Annotated in this window: 13 protein-coding genes and 1 tRNA gene; 11 read left to right on the top strand and 3 right to left on the bottom strand. The window is 55.6% G+C overall.

Features of this window, described 5'->3' with window-relative positions; genetic code table 11:
- Positions 1-647: 647 nt before the first annotated feature.
- From F591_RS0106870 to F591_RS0106850, 5 genes are all read left to right on the top strand, one after another.
- The gene (locus F591_RS0106870; RefSeq protein ID WP_019533855.1) at positions 648-2,168 is read left to right on the top strand and encodes a methyl-accepting chemotaxis protein; all 1,521 of its coding nucleotides are present in this window, start codon (positions 648-650) and stop codon (positions 2,166-2,168) included.
- Between the two features lie 172 nt (positions 2,169-2,340).
- Complete coding sequence (gene nikR / locus F591_RS0106865) at positions 2,341-2,853, top strand: nickel-responsive transcriptional regulator NikR (protein WP_019533854.1); 513 nt, start codon at positions 2,341-2,343, stop codon at positions 2,851-2,853.
- Positions 2,850-3,284 (top strand): DUF2203 domain-containing protein, encoded by a 435-nt coding sequence (locus F591_RS0106860; protein ID WP_019533853.1) that lies wholly within the window; start codon positions 2,850-2,852, stop codon positions 3,282-3,284. The genes nikR and F591_RS0106860 overlap by 4 nt, the downstream gene beginning before the upstream one ends.
- A gap of 3 nt (positions 3,285-3,287) precedes the next feature.
- Positions 3,288-4,976, top strand: coding sequence for a copper resistance CopC/CopD family protein (locus F591_RS0106855; RefSeq protein ID WP_019533852.1), 1,689 nt, complete (start codon positions 3,288-3,290; stop codon positions 4,974-4,976).
- Positions 4,977-5,162: 186 nt separating this feature from the next.
- On the top strand, positions 5,163-6,827 hold the full coding sequence (locus F591_RS0106850; RefSeq protein ID WP_019533851.1) for a putative bifunctional diguanylate cyclase/phosphodiesterase: 1,665 nt from the start codon (positions 5,163-5,165) through the stop codon (positions 6,825-6,827).
- Positions 6,828-7,058: 231 nt separating this feature from the next.
- On the opposite strand, the gene F591_RS0106845 is transcribed toward F591_RS0106850, so the two are convergent.
- Both F591_RS0106845 and F591_RS0106840 read right to left on the bottom strand, forming a co-directional pair.
- Positions 7,059-8,267: an MFS transporter gene (locus F591_RS0106845; RefSeq protein WP_019533850.1), complete on the bottom strand. Its 1,209-nt coding sequence runs from the start codon at positions 8,265-8,267 to the stop codon at positions 7,059-7,061.
- Positions 8,268-8,392: 125 nt separating this feature from the next.
- Entirely contained in the window at positions 8,393-9,316 is a 924-nt protein-coding gene (locus F591_RS0106840) for an aldo/keto reductase (protein ID WP_019533849.1), read from the bottom strand.
- A 531-nt stretch (positions 9,317-9,847) separates the two neighbouring features.
- On the opposite strand from F591_RS0106840, the gene F591_RS0106835 reads away from it, so the two are divergent.
- From F591_RS0106835 to F591_RS0106820, 4 genes are all read left to right on the top strand, one after another.
- Positions 9,848-11,035: an MGDG synthase family glycosyltransferase gene (locus F591_RS0106835; RefSeq protein WP_019533848.1), complete on the top strand. Its 1,188-nt coding sequence runs from the start codon at positions 9,848-9,850 to the stop codon at positions 11,033-11,035.
- Positions 11,036-12,177: 1,142 nt separating this feature from the next.
- Positions 12,178-12,248, top strand: a tRNA-Gly gene (locus F591_RS0106830).
- A gap of 450 nt (positions 12,249-12,698) precedes the next feature.
- On the top strand, positions 12,699-13,517 hold the full coding sequence (locus F591_RS0106825; RefSeq protein WP_019533847.1) for a hypothetical protein: 819 nt from the start codon (positions 12,699-12,701) through the stop codon (positions 13,515-13,517).
- Positions 13,518-13,547: 30 nt separating this feature from the next.
- A complete protein-coding gene (locus tag F591_RS0106820; protein WP_019533846.1) occupies positions 13,548-13,745 on the top strand; it encodes a hypothetical protein in 198 nt (65 codons plus the stop codon).
- A 137-nt stretch (positions 13,746-13,882) separates the two neighbouring features.
- Here F591_RS0106820 and F591_RS0106815 read toward each other — a convergent pair whose 3' ends face one another.
- Positions 13,883-14,434: a CBO0543 family protein gene (locus F591_RS0106815; protein WP_019533845.1), complete on the bottom strand. Its 552-nt coding sequence runs from the start codon at positions 14,432-14,434 to the stop codon at positions 13,883-13,885.
- A gap of 341 nt (positions 14,435-14,775) precedes the next feature.
- Here F591_RS0106815 and F591_RS0106810 point away from each other — a divergent pair, with 341 nt between their 5' ends.
- Together F591_RS0106810 and F591_RS0106805 are read left to right on the top strand one after the other, a co-directional pair.
- Entirely contained in the window at positions 14,776-16,053 is a 1,278-nt protein-coding gene (locus F591_RS0106810) for a class II aldolase/adducin family protein (protein ID WP_019533844.1), read from the top strand.
- Between the two features lie 1,001 nt (positions 16,054-17,054).
- Positions 17,055-19,202, top strand: coding sequence for an ATP-binding protein (locus F591_RS0106805; protein ID WP_019533843.1), 2,148 nt, complete (start codon positions 17,055-17,057; stop codon positions 19,200-19,202).
- Positions 19,203-19,731 lie beyond the last annotated feature (529 nt).

Here is a 19,731-nt window from a genome sequence, read left to right as displayed (position 1 = left end):
TCTGCGGATTACCGCAAAATTTTCAAGAGGGCGTTTGTCACAAGCGTTAGAGATGATTGAGAGATCATAGTGTGGTCCAGGTGTGGTCCAGAAGCTTCAGAAGGCCTGCTTAAGTCCCTCCCGTTCAGGTCGCTAAAACCCGTTCGGTTGCCGCCGTAAAGCCATAAAGCCATAAAGCTGGCTTAACGGACCGCGGCGCAATATTTTCGCTGAAATCGCGTGATCTCTGAAATCGCATTATTCTAGGAAGGAGCGACTAGAGCGGGGCTCTGCGGCGTTATTAAGGAAGTAACGACCAAGCGTGCCACTGCGACGAATCTGACGGTATTAAGGAAGTAACGGCCAAGCGTGCCACTGCGACGGATCTGACGGTATAAGGAAGGAACGACTAGGCAGGCCCCTGCGCCCGCTAAAATTTCACGGGAGACGTTCGCGCAAAATTTCAAGGAAGACGCTCGCGCCCAAAAAAACGCATTCATTTTCCGCAGGCTTCTGCCGATATATAATGAGTACAAAGATTCAGGAGATGCCACCTCCTATCGAAATCTTTAAGAATATAGTTCCAAAGGAGAAGGAATAAAGAACTAATTCGAGAATGTATTAATCAAGGTCCCGGGACGCGGAGCGGGACGTTGACAACAAGGAGGATGTTTGTATTGCTCACGATGAAGAACCGAATGACACTCCCCATAACGCTGGGCACTTTCCTGCTGGCTGCGGCGGTGCATGTGTTGTTTCGCTGGCTGCACTGGTTCGGATTGGAGCCGAACGTCGATTTGGCGTCCTATGCGGCCATGCTGAATGCGGCTTTAGCTGCTCCGGTCGTCTTCCTGGCGGCCGCGGCGCTGTGCTATTGGAAGGATTGGCAGAAGCTGTCGGCGATGATGAACGCGCTGTCCATGATCTTCTCGGCGCTCGCCATGATTACGGGGGCCGGGGGTACGGTGGAGTTTCACTTCGCTTTGTTTATGGTGATCGCGCTGCTTGCCTTCTACGAAGACGCTCTCATTGTCTGGACCGTTACCGCGGTAACGGCCGTGGCGGATATATTGGCTTATTTCCTGTTCCCGGAATTGGTATTCGGTCAGGCGGGATATGAACCCGGCTTGCTGCTCGTCCACGGATTGTTCCTGTTCCTTACGGCAAGCACGACGGTATGGCAGACGGCGAGGAAGAATCGCAGCCTTGCGCTGCTGGAAGCGGAGAAGCAGGCCAAGCAGGAGCTGCTGCTGAATGCGGTCGAGCGGTTGACGGCGACCTCGAGCGATTTGGTTCGCTATGCGTCGCAGATGAAGGACAATGCGGACCGGACGGTCGATACGAACCGCGGCATAGCGCAAGCGATGCAGGAGATGGCCGTCAGCGCCGAAGAGCAGGCGCAGAGCGGTAACGACAGCGCCCGGGCGATGGAGGAGATGGCCCAGGGCGTGCTGCGCGTCGCCGAGTCGTCCTCGTTCGTCTCCGAAGCGGCCTTGTCGATGGTTCAGGAGGCGGAGCAGGGCAACGATACCGTCCAGCGGGCGGTGAATCAATTGGCCGTGCTGAAGCGCTCTGTCCACGATGTGGCCGCAGCATTGGTTCAGCTTGAGAAGCAATCCGAGCAGATCGGGGAAATCGCGGTGCTGATCACCGGCATCGCTTCGCAGACGAATTTGCTCGCTTTGAATGCGGCGATCGAGGCGGCGCGGGCCGGCGAGCACGGCTCCGGCTTCGCCGTCGTCGCCTCGGAGGTGCGCAAGCTGGCCGAGCAGACGGAAGGCTCTGCCGGAGACATCGCCGCCTTGATCGAAGAAGTTCAGGGATCGGTGGCGCATGCCGTCAAGCTGATGCACAGGGGAGCCGAGGATGTCGAGGCAGGCAACACGAGTGTGAACGAGGCGGGGGAGACATTCCGTACGATTCTGGAGGCATCCCGTCGGATCAGCGATCAGATTCAGGAAATATCGGCTGCGGCGCAGGAGATGTCCGCAGGCACCGAGCAGGTGACGGCGTCGCTGAACGAGATGGCGCGCATCTCCAGCCGTTCCTCCGAGCAGGCGCAGCAGGCCAGGGAGGCTTCGGCCAGCCAGCTTGCCGCCATGGAATCGATCGCCGCAGCGACAGAAGGCTTGAACAAGCTGGTAGGCGAATTGGAGCAAGTGTGCAGCGGACTGCGGGGGAGAAACTAATCGAGGCGGTTGCTTCTGCAGCAGACTGCCGCATTGGCAAGAACGGGGAGGCTTCTTATGAGAGGCTTCCCTTTCTATTATTCCGAGTCAATAGATTGTCATTTGGCCTTGCCCTGTGCGGTATGTTACATTGAAGATAACAGCTTGTTCACTTGGCCAAGGAGGCGGTTTCATGCAGGAAAAGGATACGTTGGTCCGTTTCGGCATTTCGATGCCGCAGACATTGATTGAGCAGTTCGACGCCGCCATCGCGGAGCAGGGCTACGGCAGCCGCTCCGAGGCGATTCGCGATCTGGTGCGCAAGGCGCTGCTTGCGCCCTCACTGATCCGCGGCGACCAGCAGGCCGCAGGGACAATCGTGATGGTATACGATCATCATGTCAGCGACTTGCCGATTGTCCTGACAGAGCTGCAGCACGAATACCATCGCGAGATCAATTCGACGATGCATATTCATCTGAATCATCATCAGTGTCTGGAAGTGATCGTCGTGCGCGGGATCGTCCGCAAGCTCAGAGAGCTTACGCAGCGCATCCAGGTGCAGAGGGGCGTATTTTACGCTGAGCTGTCCGTCACGCACGTCGACGGGCCCGGGGAGGAAGGGCGCCATCATGAACACGGACATCACGGCCGCGACCATCACTATCATCACGATTATCGCGGCGAAGCGGAGGAACAGGCATGAAAACGTATTTTACGCCGGAGGAAGCGAATGCGCTGCTTCCGCAAATCCGCGAGGAGCTTGCGGCTCTGCAGTTGCTTAAGCGGCGGTTCGAGATCAAGTACCGCGAGCTTAAGGCCTTAAGAAGCGCGGCCGGAAAAGCGGCAGCCCTTCCGGCCGGCGACGACCCGTACTTTGCGCTGGAATGCGAGCTCGAATTCATGCAGCTCGAGGCGAACACGATGCTGAAAAGCTTCCAGCTGAAGGGCGTGCAGCTGAAGGACATCGATCGCGGACTCGTCGATTTTCCGACGCGGATCGACGGCCGGGAAGCGCTGCTCTGCTGGATGCTGGGCGAGGATCGCGTCGAGCATTACCATGGGCTGCACGACGGGTTTGCCGGCCGGCGCAAACTGCGGCCGAATAGCGACGATGAGACCGGGAAGGAGATATAGGAAGTGTTGGGAGAATTAACGGGTGCGGGGGCGGCCGCGGGGAATACCCGGCGGCAGCCGCGCCGGCTGATTGGGCTCCTTGCGATCTTGACGATCGTCTTCGGAGCGGTTATGGGCGCTCTTGCGGGAGGAGGCCAGGCATGGGCCCACGCGGTGCTGCTGCAATCCTCTCCCGCGGCGGACGCAGAGCTGGACAGCTCGCCGGAGAGCATCGTGCTGACATTTAACGAAAGGCTGGAAGACGGGCTTTACTATATTCGCGTGCTGGATCGGGACAAACGGCAGATGACGGACAATAAGCCTGTCATGAGCGACGACCGCACCCAATTGTCGCTAAAGCTGCCGCCTCTTCCGAAAGGAACCTATCTAGTCACGTATCATGTCATTTCGGCCGACGGCCATCCGGTGGACGGAACGTATTTGTTCGCGGTAGGCGAGCAGCTGGACGAGCTTGCGGGCGGGACGTATCCGGAGACGGAACATCTGCATTACGAGAAAGATCCGTTCCGCTCCTTCGGCATTCTCGACGTTCTGCTGTTCGCCGCCAGAATATTGTATTACTTGCTGCTGCTGGCGTTTACGGGCTGGCTCTTGTGGCTGCGCTGGACGCCGCGGCTTGCGCCCGCGACGCGCGAGAAGCTGCGCGCTGCGGCGGTGCGCCTGCAGCAGGCGTATGCGATCGGGTTCATCGTCTGGATGTGGTCGCAGCTTCCTTCGCTGATCGGTGGCAGCGGAGCGGACGGGCTGGTGTATTTCTTCACCCGCACAACGACCGGCTACGCCTGGATCGCCGGCCTGGCGCTCGCTTTATTGTCGTTCGCCGTGCTGTACCGCAGAGGCTGGCTCGATCTGGTCTGGGTATCGCTCGTCTGGTTCGCCAAATCGTGGCTCGGCCATGCGGCCGCTTACGGGCCGCGGAGCGAGACACTGCTGCTGGATTGGCTGCATTTGGCGGGAGCGTCGATCTGGGCGGGCGGTCTGCTGCTGCTGCTCTATTTGTGGAGGCAAGACAAGGAGGAAGCCAGACGCTTCTATCCCGCTTTCTCCAATGCGGCCTTGCTGGTCATCCTGCTGCTTGCGGCATCCGGCATTTTTATAGTATTTATTTTTCTGCCGGACGTGACCTACGTGCTGGAGACGACCTGGGGGCTGCTGCTGCTCGCCAAGACCGGGCTTGTCGTCCTTGTGGCGCTGACTGCGTTGGGCATTCGCCTGGCGTTCCGCAAAGACCGTCCTCGCGCGATCGGCGCATGGATGAGGGCGGACGCCGTGTTGATGCTGCTGATTTGCGGCGTGGTGGGCGTGTTCACTTATTTGACGCCGCAGCCGGAGAACAAGCCGCTGAACTGGCACGTCATGGGCGAGCATATGCACATGACGGCGCAAATTTCTCCGAAAGTGCCCGGGGTCAACGATTTTACGGTCAAAGTATGGCTGCCTGAGCAGCTCGGCAAGCCGAAGCAGGTGATTTTACGGCTGCAGGATACGGAAGCGCCCGATATCGCGCCGATCGTCGTTCCGCTCGCGCCGGCCGAGGACCGGACGACCGAGGAATCGTTCGGTATGGAGAGGCACACGTATAAGAGCCGCGGCGCCTATTTGCCTTATGCCGGCTATTGGCAGATTGAAGTGCGCGTGATGGACAGCAACGACGACGAGACCGTTTATAAAAATATAATTCGGGTGTACTGACTAGATTTATGAGTCTTTTTTCCTAATAATTCTTGTCGATTCGTTTTTTATTGATTAAAATGGTAGAAAAGACTTATCGAGGGAGCCGGTGACATGCCATTTTCCAGGCAGCCCGAATCGACACGACTGCACCCTAATGATGGGGATGCTGCCCTAGATGCGAACCGTCGGAGGTTGCTTTTTCGCTTGTGGTTGGCGCTGATCGTCACCGAGACGGCTATTTTGGCCGTTCGCGGAGCGATCGGACTGAAGACCGGGCTGATCGATGTCCTCTATCCCGGGATATTCCTGCTCGCCATCGCTCCGATTCAGTATACGCTGCGCAGCGTAGGGCGGCTTCGGACGGCCGTATGCGTTCTTTGGGTCATGCTCGGCGTACTGCTGGCCTATGCCGCGGAAATCGCTATCCGTCCGTTTGGCGGGCAGCCGCGCGATGCCCTCGCCGACATGTTCGATTTGTTCAGCGTGCTGGTCATTGCCGGGCCGCTGCTCGCCTTTGTTCTCATCGATCTGCGCGATAGACGCCAGGCGGAGAACCGGCTTGAGTTTATGGCCCATCACGATCTGCTGACAGGTCTTCCGAACCGCAGCTCGTTCAACCGCTCGCTGCAATCGGCTATCGAGAAGGCGAAAGCTTCGGATATCATGGCCGTCTTGTATATCGATCTGGACCGCTTCAAAAATGTAACCGATACGTTCGGCCATGCCTTCGGGGATCGCATGCTGGTGGAGGCGTCCGAGCGGCTGCGCGAGGCGTTTCGTTCCTCCGGTCTCGTCTCCCGGCCGGGCGGCGACGAATTTTACGTGCTGCTGGACCGCATTGAGGGGCCGCAGGACGCAGAGCTGGCGGCGCAGCAAATTTTACGCGTATTTAATCAGCCGTTTTGCATTGAAGGGTATGAGCTGAGAATCAGCTGCAGCATCGGCATTGCGCTATATCCTCAGCATGGCGAGGATGCGATTGCCTTGACGAAAAATGCGGATACCGCCATGTACCAGATGAAGGAGCTCGGCAAGAACGGCTACCGCCTGTACGCAGCGGAAATGAACGACAAAGTGATCCGCCAGCTTGTGATGGAGGAATGGCTGAACAAGGCGCTGGAGCAGGATGAATTCGAGCTGCATTATCAGCCTCAGGTCAATATTTTTTCCAATCGGATGAACGGGATGGAGGCGCTTATTCGCTGGCATCACCCGAACCTCGGTTACATCCCGCCGTCCGAATTCATTCCGATTGCGGAGGAGACCGGCCTCATCGTGCCGATCGGAGAATGGGTGCTGCGCACAGCCTGCAAGCAAAATAAAATGTGGCAGATGGCCGGTTTCGCGCCGCTCAAGATCGCCGTCAACATTTCGCCCATCCAGTTTCATCAAAGGCATTTCGTGCAGGTCGTGATCGACTCGCTGAAGGAAAGCGGCCTGGAGCCGCATTATTTGGAGCTGGAGATTACCGAGAGCATCGCGATGTATCATGTCGATGAGGTTATCGAGAAGCTGAGGGAGCTAAGGGAGCTAGGCGTACATATTTCGATAGACGATTTCGGTACGGGGTATTCGTCGCTGGCATATTTGAAAAAATTCCCGATTACGAAGCTGAAGATCGCCCAACAGTTTATGCGGGATGTGACGGTCGATCCGGACGACGCCGCCATCGTTCAGGCGATTATGGGAATGGCCCACAGCCTGAATCTGAACGTCATTGCCGAGGGCGTGGAGACCGAGGAGCAGCTCAAATTTTTGCTCGACGTGCGCTGCAAGGAGATCCAGGGCTACATTTACAGCAAGCCTGTGCCTGCGCTTGAGTTCACGAAGCTGCTGCAGCGGGTATCCGCGTCGTCGCGCGAGGCATGATGCGGGATTTCGGGATTGATAAAAAGATCTTATAGCTCCACGAAGCAGGGGCATTCTTTGGCCGTTGGTGCGGCTCAAAGAATGCCCCTGTTCATTATATTCGAGCGGGCCGGCGGTTCGGGCACTCGATTCGTCATCGGGGCTCCGCGTGTGTCGGAGCTGCCTTGGCGCGGCGCGGGCCGTCTGGGCAGGCCGCATCTAGGCTGCTTAAGCGGCGCTGTGAATCGGCGATCAATAATTCGCTTTGCGGGAACGGGGCGCTGACGGTATGGCGGTCAGCTCGTCACGCGGAGCGGCCGCCTTAGCCGGGGCGAATCGAATGCCGTAATAGGCGAGCAGACGGACGATGGCGATCGCCGCGAAGCAGCCCCACAGGGGAAGCACGGCGGTCAGCACCCCCGCCGCCAAAGCGCCGGCCGCGTTGCCGGTCTGCATCAGCAGCTGGAAATCGGAGAAGTAAGCCATCTCCTTCCGGTGCTTCGACGCTTCCTCCATCATGATGGACTGCGAGGAAATTTCGTGGACGGCCAGACAGACGCCGAGCCATGTCTGGATGAACAGGAGCGTCCAGAACGATTCGAGCCAGCCGTAGGGCAGCACGGCCAAAGCCATGCCGACGACGGCAACGCCGTATACTTTGGCCAGCCCGAACCTTTCCATCGCCCGGCGGGCAAGCGGGATGAGCAGGCTCGAGGCGATGCCCGCCACTACGACAAAATAGCCGATCTGCGCGTTATTCAGGTTGAGCTCTTTGACATGGTAAATGACAAACAGCGGAGCGGCCATGGCAATGCCGGCGTTGTTCAGCCCCATCCACCACATCCGGCGGTCGCATTCCTGGAACGGGACGACCCATGTGAGACGGATCGGCTTGCGCTCGCGGGGCGCCAGCTCCGCAATCAAGGCCATCCCCATGAAGGTCGACAGACAGCCGACCAGCATGGAGATGACGTAGTTCATCGGAAACATCCAATTGAACGCATCCAAATAATGGCCAATCGCAAAGCCGCCGACCGTCGTGATGACGATGCCGATCAGCTTGTTCGTGCTGAACATCCGCGGAAATTCGCTCGGCGCCAGATGTCTTCGCAGTATAGCCGGCTGCTGGGCGCCGGTTACCATCACGGCCACGGCGTTGATCGACCAGAAGAACAGCAGGTACGGGATCGGATTCGGCAACAGCACCGAGAGCGCCATCAGCAAAAAGGCGCACTGGCGGATGTAGCCGCCGGCAAGAAAAACGCCCCTGGTTACCGGCAGCTGCCGCGTCAGGAACGCGAGCGACAGAGCGCAGAACAGGGGCGGCAGCGAATTGGACAGGGCGATCTCGAAATTGGACGCCCCTAAACGAGCAATCAGCACTTGAAGAAAGGTGAAGAACGCGACGCTTTTGATATTTTGCAATGCGGCATCCAGATAGATTCGGGTCGACAGCTTCATGGGGTTTCCTGACCTTTCCGCGAGAGAGCGAGAATTCGCGTTATTTCATGTTAAGCATACTCCCCGCGGCAGCGAAATCCCATGGACGGTTCCACCCAAAAGCATGGACTATTTTGCTCGAAGCGTTATGGCTGCTTCCAGGCTTGCGGATGGCTGTCGCCGATATAATCGGCCGCGGCTGCGTTGGCGACAACCTGCTCCGGGCTCTTGCAGCCCGGAATGACGGCGGTGACTGCCGGATGCTTCAGGCACCAGGCGAGCGCCCATGTGGCCATGTTCATGCCCTGCGGCACCTCGTTCTGGCGGATGCGCTCCGCTTCCTGCAGCTTGGCGGCCGTCTGCTCCTTGTCGTGGCGATGGCGCACATCGTTGTCGGCGAAGACGGCTCCCGGCTTGTATTTGCCGCTCAAGTAGCCGCTGGCCAGCGGCACGCGCGCGAGCACGCCGAGATCTTGCCGGATGCACGAAGGGAAGACGCGCTCTTCGGGCTTGCGGTCGAGCCGGTTGTAGACGACCTGGATCACCTGCGAGCTGATCCGGCTCGATGCCTCCGTCTGATGAAGATTGTCGTTGCTGGCGATGGACGTGCCGAGATGGCGGATTTTGCCCGCCTGCACCTGCTTGTCCAGCATCGTCCACAGCTCATCGTTGTCGAACGCCTCGTCGGGACCGGAATGGAACTGGTACAGGTCGATGTAATCCGTCCGCAGCGCGCGCAGCGATGCCTCGAGCTGCTTCAGGACATCTTTCGCCGTATAATCGTTCGTCCGGGTGAAGTTGGCATGAAAATGATGACCGAATTTCGTCGCAACGATCCAATTCTCCCGGCCGCCGCGCGCAAGGTAGCCGCCGATCAACGACTCGGACGTATGGTCGCCGTAGCACTCGGCGGTATCGATCAGGTTAATGCCGCAAGCTTTTGCCTGATCCAGTATCGCATTGGCTTCCTCCTGGTTGAACGGCTTGCCCCACTCGCCTCCAAACTGCCATGTGCCGACGCCGATCACGGACACTTTCAGGTTCGTTTTGCCTAATCTGCGGTATTTCACGAGGAATCCCTCCCGGAATTTGAGTCATGTTCTCTTTTCATTTAACGGCATCGAAAGCGGAAAGTCAAAGCGGGGAGAAGGGCGGAAGGGGCAATAGCCATGCTGCTTTTCGCCGCGCGCTACTCCCAGCGCGCGGTTTGCCGCACGGTGGTGGTCAACCACATGTGTCTTTAGCGGCTGCAGCCGGGCCCGCAGGAAGGAAACGGCGGCCCCGATAAGGCATGTCCGCGGCTTGCCTCTCCGTCCAAGGTCCAGGTTCGAACCAGACCTTCGGCCAAAGCAAAACAGTGCCTGCGTTCGTTTTGCCGTTATGCCGGGGCGCGTATGATAGATAGTGTCAAGATAAGCGCGCGGACGCCATGCACCATCAGAAGATGAAAACGGGCCGCACGCCCTGGGGGCTATTTTCAAGATCGACGCCTATGACGATCGCTTCCTTTCGTCATCGGTCGTCCCCTGCGGTGTTGAAAAATTTGCCGGAGGGGTTCCGTCCAATTTTTCAAGATCGAACATGGAATGGGAGTCTAAGCGATGAACAATAGAGTCAAACTGCTGCTGCTCACCGGCTCGCTTGGGGACGGGCATCGTCAGGCGGCGCAAGCGATTCGCGAAGCGGCGCGCCATTACCGCTCCGATGTCGACGTTGAAGTGGTCGATTACCTCGAATGGACGCATCCGTATTTGCATACGGTCGGAAAATACTGCTACATGCAGTGGGTGAAGAGCCTGCCTTCGGTATACGGCTTCTTGTACAGCAAAACCCGCGGCGAAACCCCCTGGTCTCACTGGTTCAAAAAAATGAGAGCGTTCAGCACCGGACGGATGCTGGAACTGCTGGACGCCGTAAACCCGACAGTAGTCGTCAGCACCTTCCCCGGCGCCGCTGCCGCGATGTCGTATTTGAAAGCTTGCGGCCTCACGAAGGTGACGACGATGACGGTGCTGACAGACTATACGGATCACAGCTACTGGGTTCATCCGTATACGGATCGTTATTTGGTCGGCGCCGAGCAGGTGAAGCAGCGATTGATCAGGCACCGCGTGCCGGCGGACCGGATTGTCGTTACCGGCATTCCGGTTCGGCTGCCTTTCACGCGGACGTACGACCGGCGGGCGCTGCGCAACAAATACGGCTTGGATCCGGCGATTCCGACGGTGCTCGTGATGGGCGGAGGCTACGGGCTGATCGGCCGGCAGCTGCCGTCTGTCCTGCAGACGGCGGCGTTCTCCGCTCCGGTCCAGTTCATTCTGGTGTGCGGTCGCAATGACAAGCTGCGGCAAAAGCTGGAGGAAGAGCTCGGCAGGGCGAAGACGCCGCACCGCATCGCTGTTACCGGTTATGTCGATCACGTGCACGAGCTGATGGCGCTCTCCGATATGATCGTGACGAAGCCGGGAGGGATTACCGTATCGGAGGCGCTCGCGCAGGAACTGCCGATGCTGCTGTATAAGCCGATTCCCGGCCAGGAGCAGGACAATGCGGCGTATCTTGTCGGCCTCGGGGCGGCGATGGAGGCGCGCGACACGGATGAGCTCAAGCGGCGTCTCCAACTGCTCGTCCACAACGAGTCGGTGCTGATGAAGCTGAAAAGAAATATGCGCTCAGCCGGAGCGAAGCAGGGCGCTTACTGCACGCTAGCGGCTATACTTGACATGGATGAAGCGCCTCTGGCAGCAGGTTCGTCGGGCGTTCCGTATTTGGAAGAGGCCAGCGGTTGATGGAGGCGGCCGTCGGACTTTCGCGAAGCTTCGCGTTGGGCACGCCAGCGGCTGCGCCCTTGGCAAGTCGTCGGGGCATTTGATTTTGAGCCGATGGGTGAAAAAAAGAGCGGCTCGCTCCTGCCGAGGCTGTACCGCCCGAAAATAGTACAGGCTGATTGCGCCGTCGATGGGACGGAGCGATCAGCCTGTTTGTCATGCCGACAGGCGCCGTTTGTACACACGCAAACGGTAAAGGCCTTGCCGAGCTATATTCAACCCATGCCGTTCCCGTACGAGATAAAGCATGTTTGGTCATGTGGATCTTAGCTGGAACGACGATTCCGCATATCGAATCGCGGTGATGCACGATGGTATCTCCAAAACGACGAAAGCCCTGCCTCTCAATCATCCTTGCGGCTCCGATGACCGCGCCAGTGTGAATCGGCGATACTTGCTGCAAATTCCTAGGGTCATGAGAATCTGACGAAGTGCGGAGGATATTCGATTGAGGATATTGATGTAGGGTTGAACATATTGAAGCAACCGTTTCATTGTACCGCAGGATGGAATATATGTCAATGGTTGTAGCATTAACGGAGAAAAAACGTCTATCGAAGTCCATTCAAGGATGAGCGAGCGCGGTTTAACGGTCGTTTTTCTTGGTACAGAAAGTCGCACTTTGCTTTATCGCTTTAGCATCCCATAGCCACAAACGGTTTCGCTTTTTTGGCGGGGGCCGGATGCAGACTCGAACCGCAAGGCATGGCTTGAAAACATAAACGGAAGGCTACAAGCGAGCCGTCTGAATCACAATACAATGTCCCCTCTAACGCAAGTGACAAACGCTATTTTGCTGAAACGCAGCCTTTTTAAAATGTAACGAAACGTAGTATCGCTATTTCGCCAAAAAAACTGAATCGGGCAGCCAAACATGCCCAATAAGGCTGCTCACTTGCGTTACAATTTCAAATCGATGGTTTCGAGCGAAATAAGCTCTGTGGCTAGCGGTAGCCTAAGGTTCGCCCGGCAAAACGCGAGCCGACGGCCAGCGGAACGCTCATCGAAGGGCTGGCCAAGCGAGCCATCCATTCACGAAATGATCAAGAATCGCTTGATTTTTTATCGCATTTCGTTCTATAATGTTCATTGCAGCAGGTCATGCGGGTGTAGTTCAATGGTAGAACTCCAGCTTCCCAAGCTGGCGGCGTGGGTTCGATTCCCATCACCCGCTTAACCGCGGAACCCTTGTTATCAAGGGTTTTTCTTTTTTTAACGTTACTTTGCAGGATTCGTCGCCTCATGTGCCTGGGGTGGGGGCAGCGCTGGTGGGTCAAAACCTCGCATTCGCTCGCCCAATAAACGAAATAAGCTGCCCGAACAGTTGCAATTCCAAGGGCGTCATTGAGTTCAATAAACGCTGCGACAAGCGTGAATACGGAACTATGGCGCTTCTCCAGCATTCAAACCTCCGCAGTGATCCTCATCGCGCGGGCCGTAAAGGACCGGTTTTGAGATGAAGTCCGGCAAAATATCCATTTCACCGCGCATACATTCAAAGAATCTTCGTGATATTTTCGCTAATTGATGTATGTTTCCGCCCTGCCCCCCATATATACAAAGTAATGACCATAACTTACTTCCACGTGGCGCCTTATCCTGGGACCGAGGGGGCTGGTGGTGAATGGGTGATGTGATCAAAGAACTGGTACATCAATTATATCCGTGGCACATCCATGCCATAGGCGGCATCATGGTCGTTGCGCTTGGGGTTTTCTTCTGGTTTACCTTTTGGGGAGTACATAAGTATACGAACGCGTTTGCCCAGATTCTCGGCCGTGACGAACGGATACAGAAGCTTCAGGAGACGATTGAACGCAGCAAAGAAAATATGGAAAACCGTACGCTGGTCGCCAACCAAGTGACCAAAGCGTTGTTTAACGTCAAGTCTTTTCTCGATACGTTGAATTTTATTCGAATGGAAGAAAATCCGGACACGAAAACGATCGAATCGTTCAGATTAATTCAGCGCATATTGGATCAATTGTCCAACGATGTGAAGGTGAAGGGCGGAGCCCAGCACCGGTGCGGAATGTGGATAGCCAGCGACGACCAAAAGGAGCTGAGGCTGCATTTCATCAGCTTCGGATTTCCCAGGCATTATCGGGGCAATCGCACGTTGCAGGTCCACGATTCGGCCGCAGGCAAAACGTTCGTCAAGAAGCAAAAACAAAATATTCCCGATGTCCGGGTAGATAAAGACTGGAGGCCCAGCCCGGACACGGATGTCGTTCGCTATAAATCATTAATTTGCATTCCTTTGGGCGAATTTGGGGTTCTGACCATCGATGGCGAAGAGCCGATGAGCGAAGAATGCGAATTGATCGGAGAAGTGTACGGAGCTTTGATCGAAGCGGCAGTTGTCGAACACGACAGGGGATACAGCCAGATCGAATTTCAAAAATTAATGGCGTTATTTGAGAAGGACGAAGAGGTTGGCTGATATCGGATGCGTACTGGGAGGGCGTTCGCTATGGTAACCTATGAACAGATTCCTTTGATCAGACTGCATGCCAGACGGGCTCACCTGCGTGGCGAGATGAGCAAAAATGATTATCGCAAATTGCTCGAGACTTTAGACCGCTTGGAAGAGCAAAATAAACGGAAAGAAAAAATCAATCAGGATAAAATGATCAGCACCTTAAACAGGCTGCTGCTGACGTATGCTTAATCTTGAGGCGGATGGCAGCGATCGGAACCGGCCCTACCGGCTTTTAGCCGACAGGGCTTTTTTTCGCGCGAGCGGCAAATAGCGTCAGCCTGGGGGAGAAGAAGCCGATGCCGTTGACAACAAGGAACTCGGGACGATCAGGAGGCAGACGCCGCTTTGCGGATATCCAGGAGCTTCTCCATAATCCATTTGCAGACAAGGCCAAGCAGGATGAAGCCGATGAACGAGTAGGTGTGGGTCCAGTTTAGCAGCTTGAGCAAATTGGCGTTAACAAATAGCGGCTCGAAGACGTAAGAGAACAGAAAAGCTAGACCCGCATTTACCCAAAAGTACGATTTCCAGCTGCGGCAATATTGGTAGGCAGCCATGTAACCGATCGGGATGACGGTGAGATCTGCCGGAAATAACGGCGGGAACAAAGGCAATAACTTGTCCGGATAGGTCCATAAAAGCATATCGACCCCGGCAGAATCCAGGATTGAAGCGCTTAGGCCAAAAAATAAACCGAAAGTTGAAATTTCAAATAGCCGTTTCCGATCGATCCATTTGGCCCACATAAACCAAGGGATGATGGAGACGATCAGAAGGAACCACCAGTTCCATGAAAATATTTCATCGGCCTGCCAGTGCAAGAAGGAAAGGTCTCGCAGTTGCTGCCTCACATGTTGAATTTCATCGAATGAAACCATTTTTCGTTAATCAGCCCCAACCCAAAGTTAAACGCCTGTGACAAGCGATTTCCTTCGTCGCCAAGCCGTCGCTTGCGGCATTGAACAGGCGCAGGCGGACTTCGGCGATAATCAGGATGTATTGTCTGTAGGAACCGGTTGTTTTATGCGCTGCGGCACTGCTTGTTTAGCGGTTTGTTGGTTTGGGGCGGTTATGGTTGGTTCCGGCGAGAAGCCGGGGATTACATTCGTCTTATAAACGAATAAGCAACTTTTTAAATAATGTTAACAAATCCATATGCTAGGGGTACTGACTTTCCTTGCAGGGAGCATTATGATGAAAAGAAAGAGGAGATGAGCGTATGCACCCTGCCGAGCAATTGCTGTTGTTCATTCAAAGAATTTACCGTTATGGCATGACGACGACATCCGGCGGAAATTTGTCGATCCGCGACCAACATGGAAATATCTGGATTACCCCGTCAGGAGTGGACAAGGGCGCTTTAACCGCGAACGATATGGTTTGCGTCAAGGCGGACGGCATCAAGCAGGGCAGGCACGAGCCGTCCAGCGAGTTTCCGTTCCATCGCTTGATTTATCGCACGAGACCGGATTTGCGGGCGATCGTTCATGCCCACCCGCCGGCCCTTGTATCCTTCAGCATTGTGCGGCGCATTCCGGATACGCGCTTGCTGCCGAATGAGCGCCGAATATGCGGCAAAATCGGGATGGCTCCTTACGCACTTCCCGGCAGCGAGCAGCTGGGCGAAAATATCGCCGCGGTCTTCGCCGAGGGCGTCAATACGGTGATGCTGGAAAATCATGGCGTTGTCGTCGGGGGACACGATTTGTTCGAGGCGTTCTGCGTCTTCGAGACGCTCGACTTTTGCGCCCGCTTGGAGATTGAAGCGAATCGCATCGGTACGCCAACTCTGCTAACCGATGACGATTACGAAACGGTAAGGAATAAAAGCGAGGTGCGTCTGGACGAATTCGAGCCGGAGGTGCCCTCTCCGAAAGAGCTGGAGATTCGCCAGGAAATGTGCAAATTTATTCGGCGCGCTTACGACCAGAGGCTTTTCAACAGTACGCAGGGCACGTTCTCGCAGCGAATTGGCGAGGATGAATTCATCATTACGCCGTACGGGATCGACCGCAAATTTGTGCAGCCGCATGAGCTTGTAAAGATTCGGCAAGGACGGAAGGAAGCCGGTTCGACGCCTAGCAAGTCCGTGCTGCTGCACCGAGAGATCTACAAGAGGCAGCGTCATGTGGAATCGGTGATCATCGCCCATCCGCCGTATATTATGGCATTTGCCGTAACGGATGCGGTGTTTGATTCGCGAACGATTCCGGAAAGCTATATATTGCTTCGGGGCACGCCAAAGCTGCCTTTCGACGCGATTTACAACTCGCCGGAGCAGACAGCGGCCGTATTTACGCCGGATACGCCGATCGCGATCGTAAGAAACAACTGCGTTATCGTGACGGGGCAGGGAATGCTGAACACATTCGACCGGCTTGAGGTCGCGGAATATAGCGCGAAGTCTATGCTGGCAACCCGCGCCCTCGGCGACATCGTGCATATCGACGACGCCCGAATCGAGGAATTGAAAAGGGCGTTTCATCTGCAAGGGTAACGGCGCATCTTCCTCCAGGAAGATATTCCTCTTGCGATTCTTGCCTCCGCCGAGCACTTTCGAGCCGCTCCCGCAGTCTCCCATCCGAGCCGATTCCGCGGGCTCCTATTGGAGGATCGAAGCAGGCGCCACGAGCATCCTGCAGAGTACGAGACGGATTCGGATTCCGCCAGAGAGATGCCCATGCCGCTTGCGCGGCACCATCAGATGATGAGCATGGGCCACGCGCGCCAGGCGATTTGAAAATAGTCAATGTTGTATTTTGTACAACAAAAACGGGGAGATAAACGGCATTTGCCGCTCAATGTTGCAGAACGTGCAACATTTCGGGCGATGCTTCCGGGTTTGCAGCCAATCTCACCCAAATTGTTGCACAAAATACAACATTCCCCTTTCTTTTGCCGAAGGATACGGAAAATGTTGCATTTTTTGCAGGATTCGCTGCCTTATGTGCCTGGGTGTGCCCGGGGGCGGCGCGAACGCGGAGTTCGACTGCTAACGAGGATGAATTTCGATCTTCCCTGAGGAATACAGCCTAATGCATGAAATAAGGTCGAAATTCCCCTTTTTTCATCTTTGCATTCCGACCCATCCGCCAGCTTATATTCGGCGACTCCGTCGAACTCACCGGCCCAAGCGCCCGCTATTTACCTAAGCGCCTTTCCCATCTTTCCACGCGATTAAAATGACCGTTTTCCCCTAATAACCTTCTCTTTTAGATGATATACAATGCCGCCAAAATAGGATAATTTGACTAATAGACGCCTGTGACAAGCGATAACCTCATCATTGGACGTCACCTGCGGTATTGAAAATGGAACGTGCGGATGCCGGTGAAAACAAGCAGCGGAAGCTCCATGAAAATGGAACATTCCTAACATTTTCATGAAAATCCGTTTCTAATTTACAGTATTCGACAAAAATATCAAACATTATTTGGTATAATCATGAGCTGTAATCTACTTTGAAGGATCGGCCGTACAGCAGCGGAAGGTGACTCTATGCAGCCCTTGAAGTCGTTTATTTTTTGGAAAATATATCTCATTAACGTATTCGTTATCTTAATTTTATTTTTGTTCACGGTCGTGATCGCCCAAACCGTTCTTCCCGAAATATCCAAAAATAAAAATAAAATGATTACGGACAAGGCGGTATTGCGCATCTATGAGCAGGCTTACATCCTGAACCGGGAAATATTCGATCTGGTGAAGCAGGTGGAGCGCGATCAGGTGTATGTGCGGGGGAACCCCAAGGAGATGGGGGCGAGGCTCAACGAAATCGTCGATCTTTCCTCCTTGATCGACGGTGGAACGGTGCTCAGTCCGCAGATGGCCATACAGAGCTTCTATGTAGGCTCGGATCTTGATTTGCTGAAGGATTCCAGTCTCCTGAAGGATGGCGTGTTCGACCGGACGATCGAGGAGATGAAGGCGAGTGTCAGCGATGTCGTCGTCTCGGAGCTGGGGAAATACGCGCTGATCATCGTCATTCCTGTACAGAACGACAGCCGTCAAGTCGTGCGCATGGTGACGCTTCACGTATATATCGACAAAAATGCAATCTTTCAGTCGATTTTTCAAAGCAACGACATTAGCGAGTCGGGCTATATCAGCATCGTCGACCGCAACGGCATCGTGCTTTCCCACCCTGACAACCAGCGAATCGGACACGATGCGAGCGAGTATCCCCTCGTGCGAAGGCTGATGAACCAGGAGTCGGGGTATGAGGAAGCTTCGCCGCTGTTTGATCTTATGGCATACGCATCGTTTAGGTATGTCGATTTTTTGGGCTGGGGCATCATCGCGCAAATTCCCGCAACGGATATTTTCGAATCCGCGCAAGCGTTCCAGAGCAGGCTGCTACCGCTGTTTTTGCTGGTCACGCTGCTCTTGTCGCTGCTGACGGCGCTGTACGCGAGGCAGATCATCAAGCCGATTCGCCGGCTCTATCAGGCGGTGGACCAAGTGGCGCGAGGCAATTATGTGCATCGGATCGCCAAAATCGACAGGACCGAGCTGGGCAAATTATCGATCCGGCTCAACGAGATGATCGATTCGCTGCAGGCCGCCAAGGAGGACATCGGCTGCAAGGAGCGGCAGCTGCAGGAGCAAAAAGATTTTTTGCGCCATGTGATCGATATGAACCCGAGCTATATTTATGCGAAGGACCGCGAAGGAAAGTACGTGCTGGTCAACGAATCGCTGGCCAAGCTGCTTGGCACGACAGCCGATCAGCTGGTCGGCCGCAAAGTCGTGGAGTTCCGAAGAGCGCCCGCGGAACCGGCCGGCATGGCCGACGTCCCGATGCCGGAGGAAAGTTCCGATGGCACGGCGGCCTTCGAGGAGACGATTACGGCGTCGGACGGTTCGGTCCGATGGGTGCATACGGTGAGGCTGCCCATCGCGTCGTCCGAAGGCAAGATGGAGAACCTGCTGTGCGTCTCGACCGATATTACGGAACGCAAGCGGACGGAGGAGCTGCTTCGCAAGTCGGAGAAGCTGTCCGTCGTCGGGGAATTGGCTGCCGGCGTCGCTCACGAAATCCGCAATCCGCTTACTTCGCTCAAGGGCTTCCTCCAGCTGCTCCGCTCCAGGGGGGACGCGTCGCAAGAGCGGTTCTTCGAAATCATGGTGTCCGAGATCGACCGGATCAATTTCATCGTTAACGAGTTCCTGATGCTGGCCAAGCCGCAGGCGGTCCGGTTTCAGCGGGTCGAGTTGCTGCCTCTCGTGCATAATGTGCTCGTGCTGCTGGAGACGCAGGCGATTCTCACCAAGGTGAATATTGTGACTGATTTTACGAAGGAGCCGCTCTGGATCGAAGGTGAGGAAAATCAGCTGAAGCAAGTATTTATCAATATCGTGAAAAACGGCATCGAGGCGATGCCGGAAGGCGGGGACTTCCGCATAGAGGTATGCACCAGCGAACGGAACGAGGCGGTTGTCCGCTTCATCGATCAGGGGCACGGCATTCCGCCGGAGCTTCTCAAGAAGCTTGGCGAGCCGTTCTATACGACGAAGGAGAAGGGAACCGGGCTCGGTCTGATGGTCAGCTTCAAGATCATCGAAGCCCACCGGGGGCGCATCTTGATCGAGAGCGAGATCGGACGGGGAACGCAGTTTGAGGTGATTTTGCCGTTAGCTCCGTAGCGGCGGCGGCCGCCGGCCAAGCGGAACGGCATATGCCGGAGGCCCATCCCCGCCGTCTTAACGGACGGCAAAAGCTCTTTGGCAATACACCAAAGAGCTTTTTTTCATGGGGGTCTATCTTGAAAATAGCGCCGGGCCCGCAGCCCAATTTTCACCATCTGATGGTGCCGCGCCAGCGGCATGGGGGTCTATCTTGAAAATAGCCCGGGGCTCGATGTCCCTTCCTGCGCCCCTGCCGAAGCTTCAACATGAAATCGGAATGTGGATAACTCAGGCCTGTGGATAACCCGCCATCGCACTACGGAATGCCTGTTTCAATGCGTTTTTGGAGCCGGGCTTTTAAGTCTTCTTACGTTCTGATGTGATCCTGCGTTTTTTTGCACAACCCAAAGAAGACCTGATTTTTACAGGTCGAAATGCCGTTATGGCCAGGGATGAATCGAACCGTTAGGCCGCATGTAGAGTCGGAATGAAGCTTATGGCCAATGCTCTGAGCTTTTGCTGCATCGCATCGACGATTCCAGCGAGC

The organism is Paenibacillus ginsengihumi DSM 21568, from assembly GCF_000380965.1.
Taxonomy (GTDB): Bacteria; Bacillota; Bacilli; order Paenibacillales; family NBRC-103111; genus Paenibacillus_G; species Paenibacillus_G ginsengihumi.
Note: the sequence above shows the minus strand (reverse complement) of the source record. Positions and strands in the feature narration are given on the sequence as shown.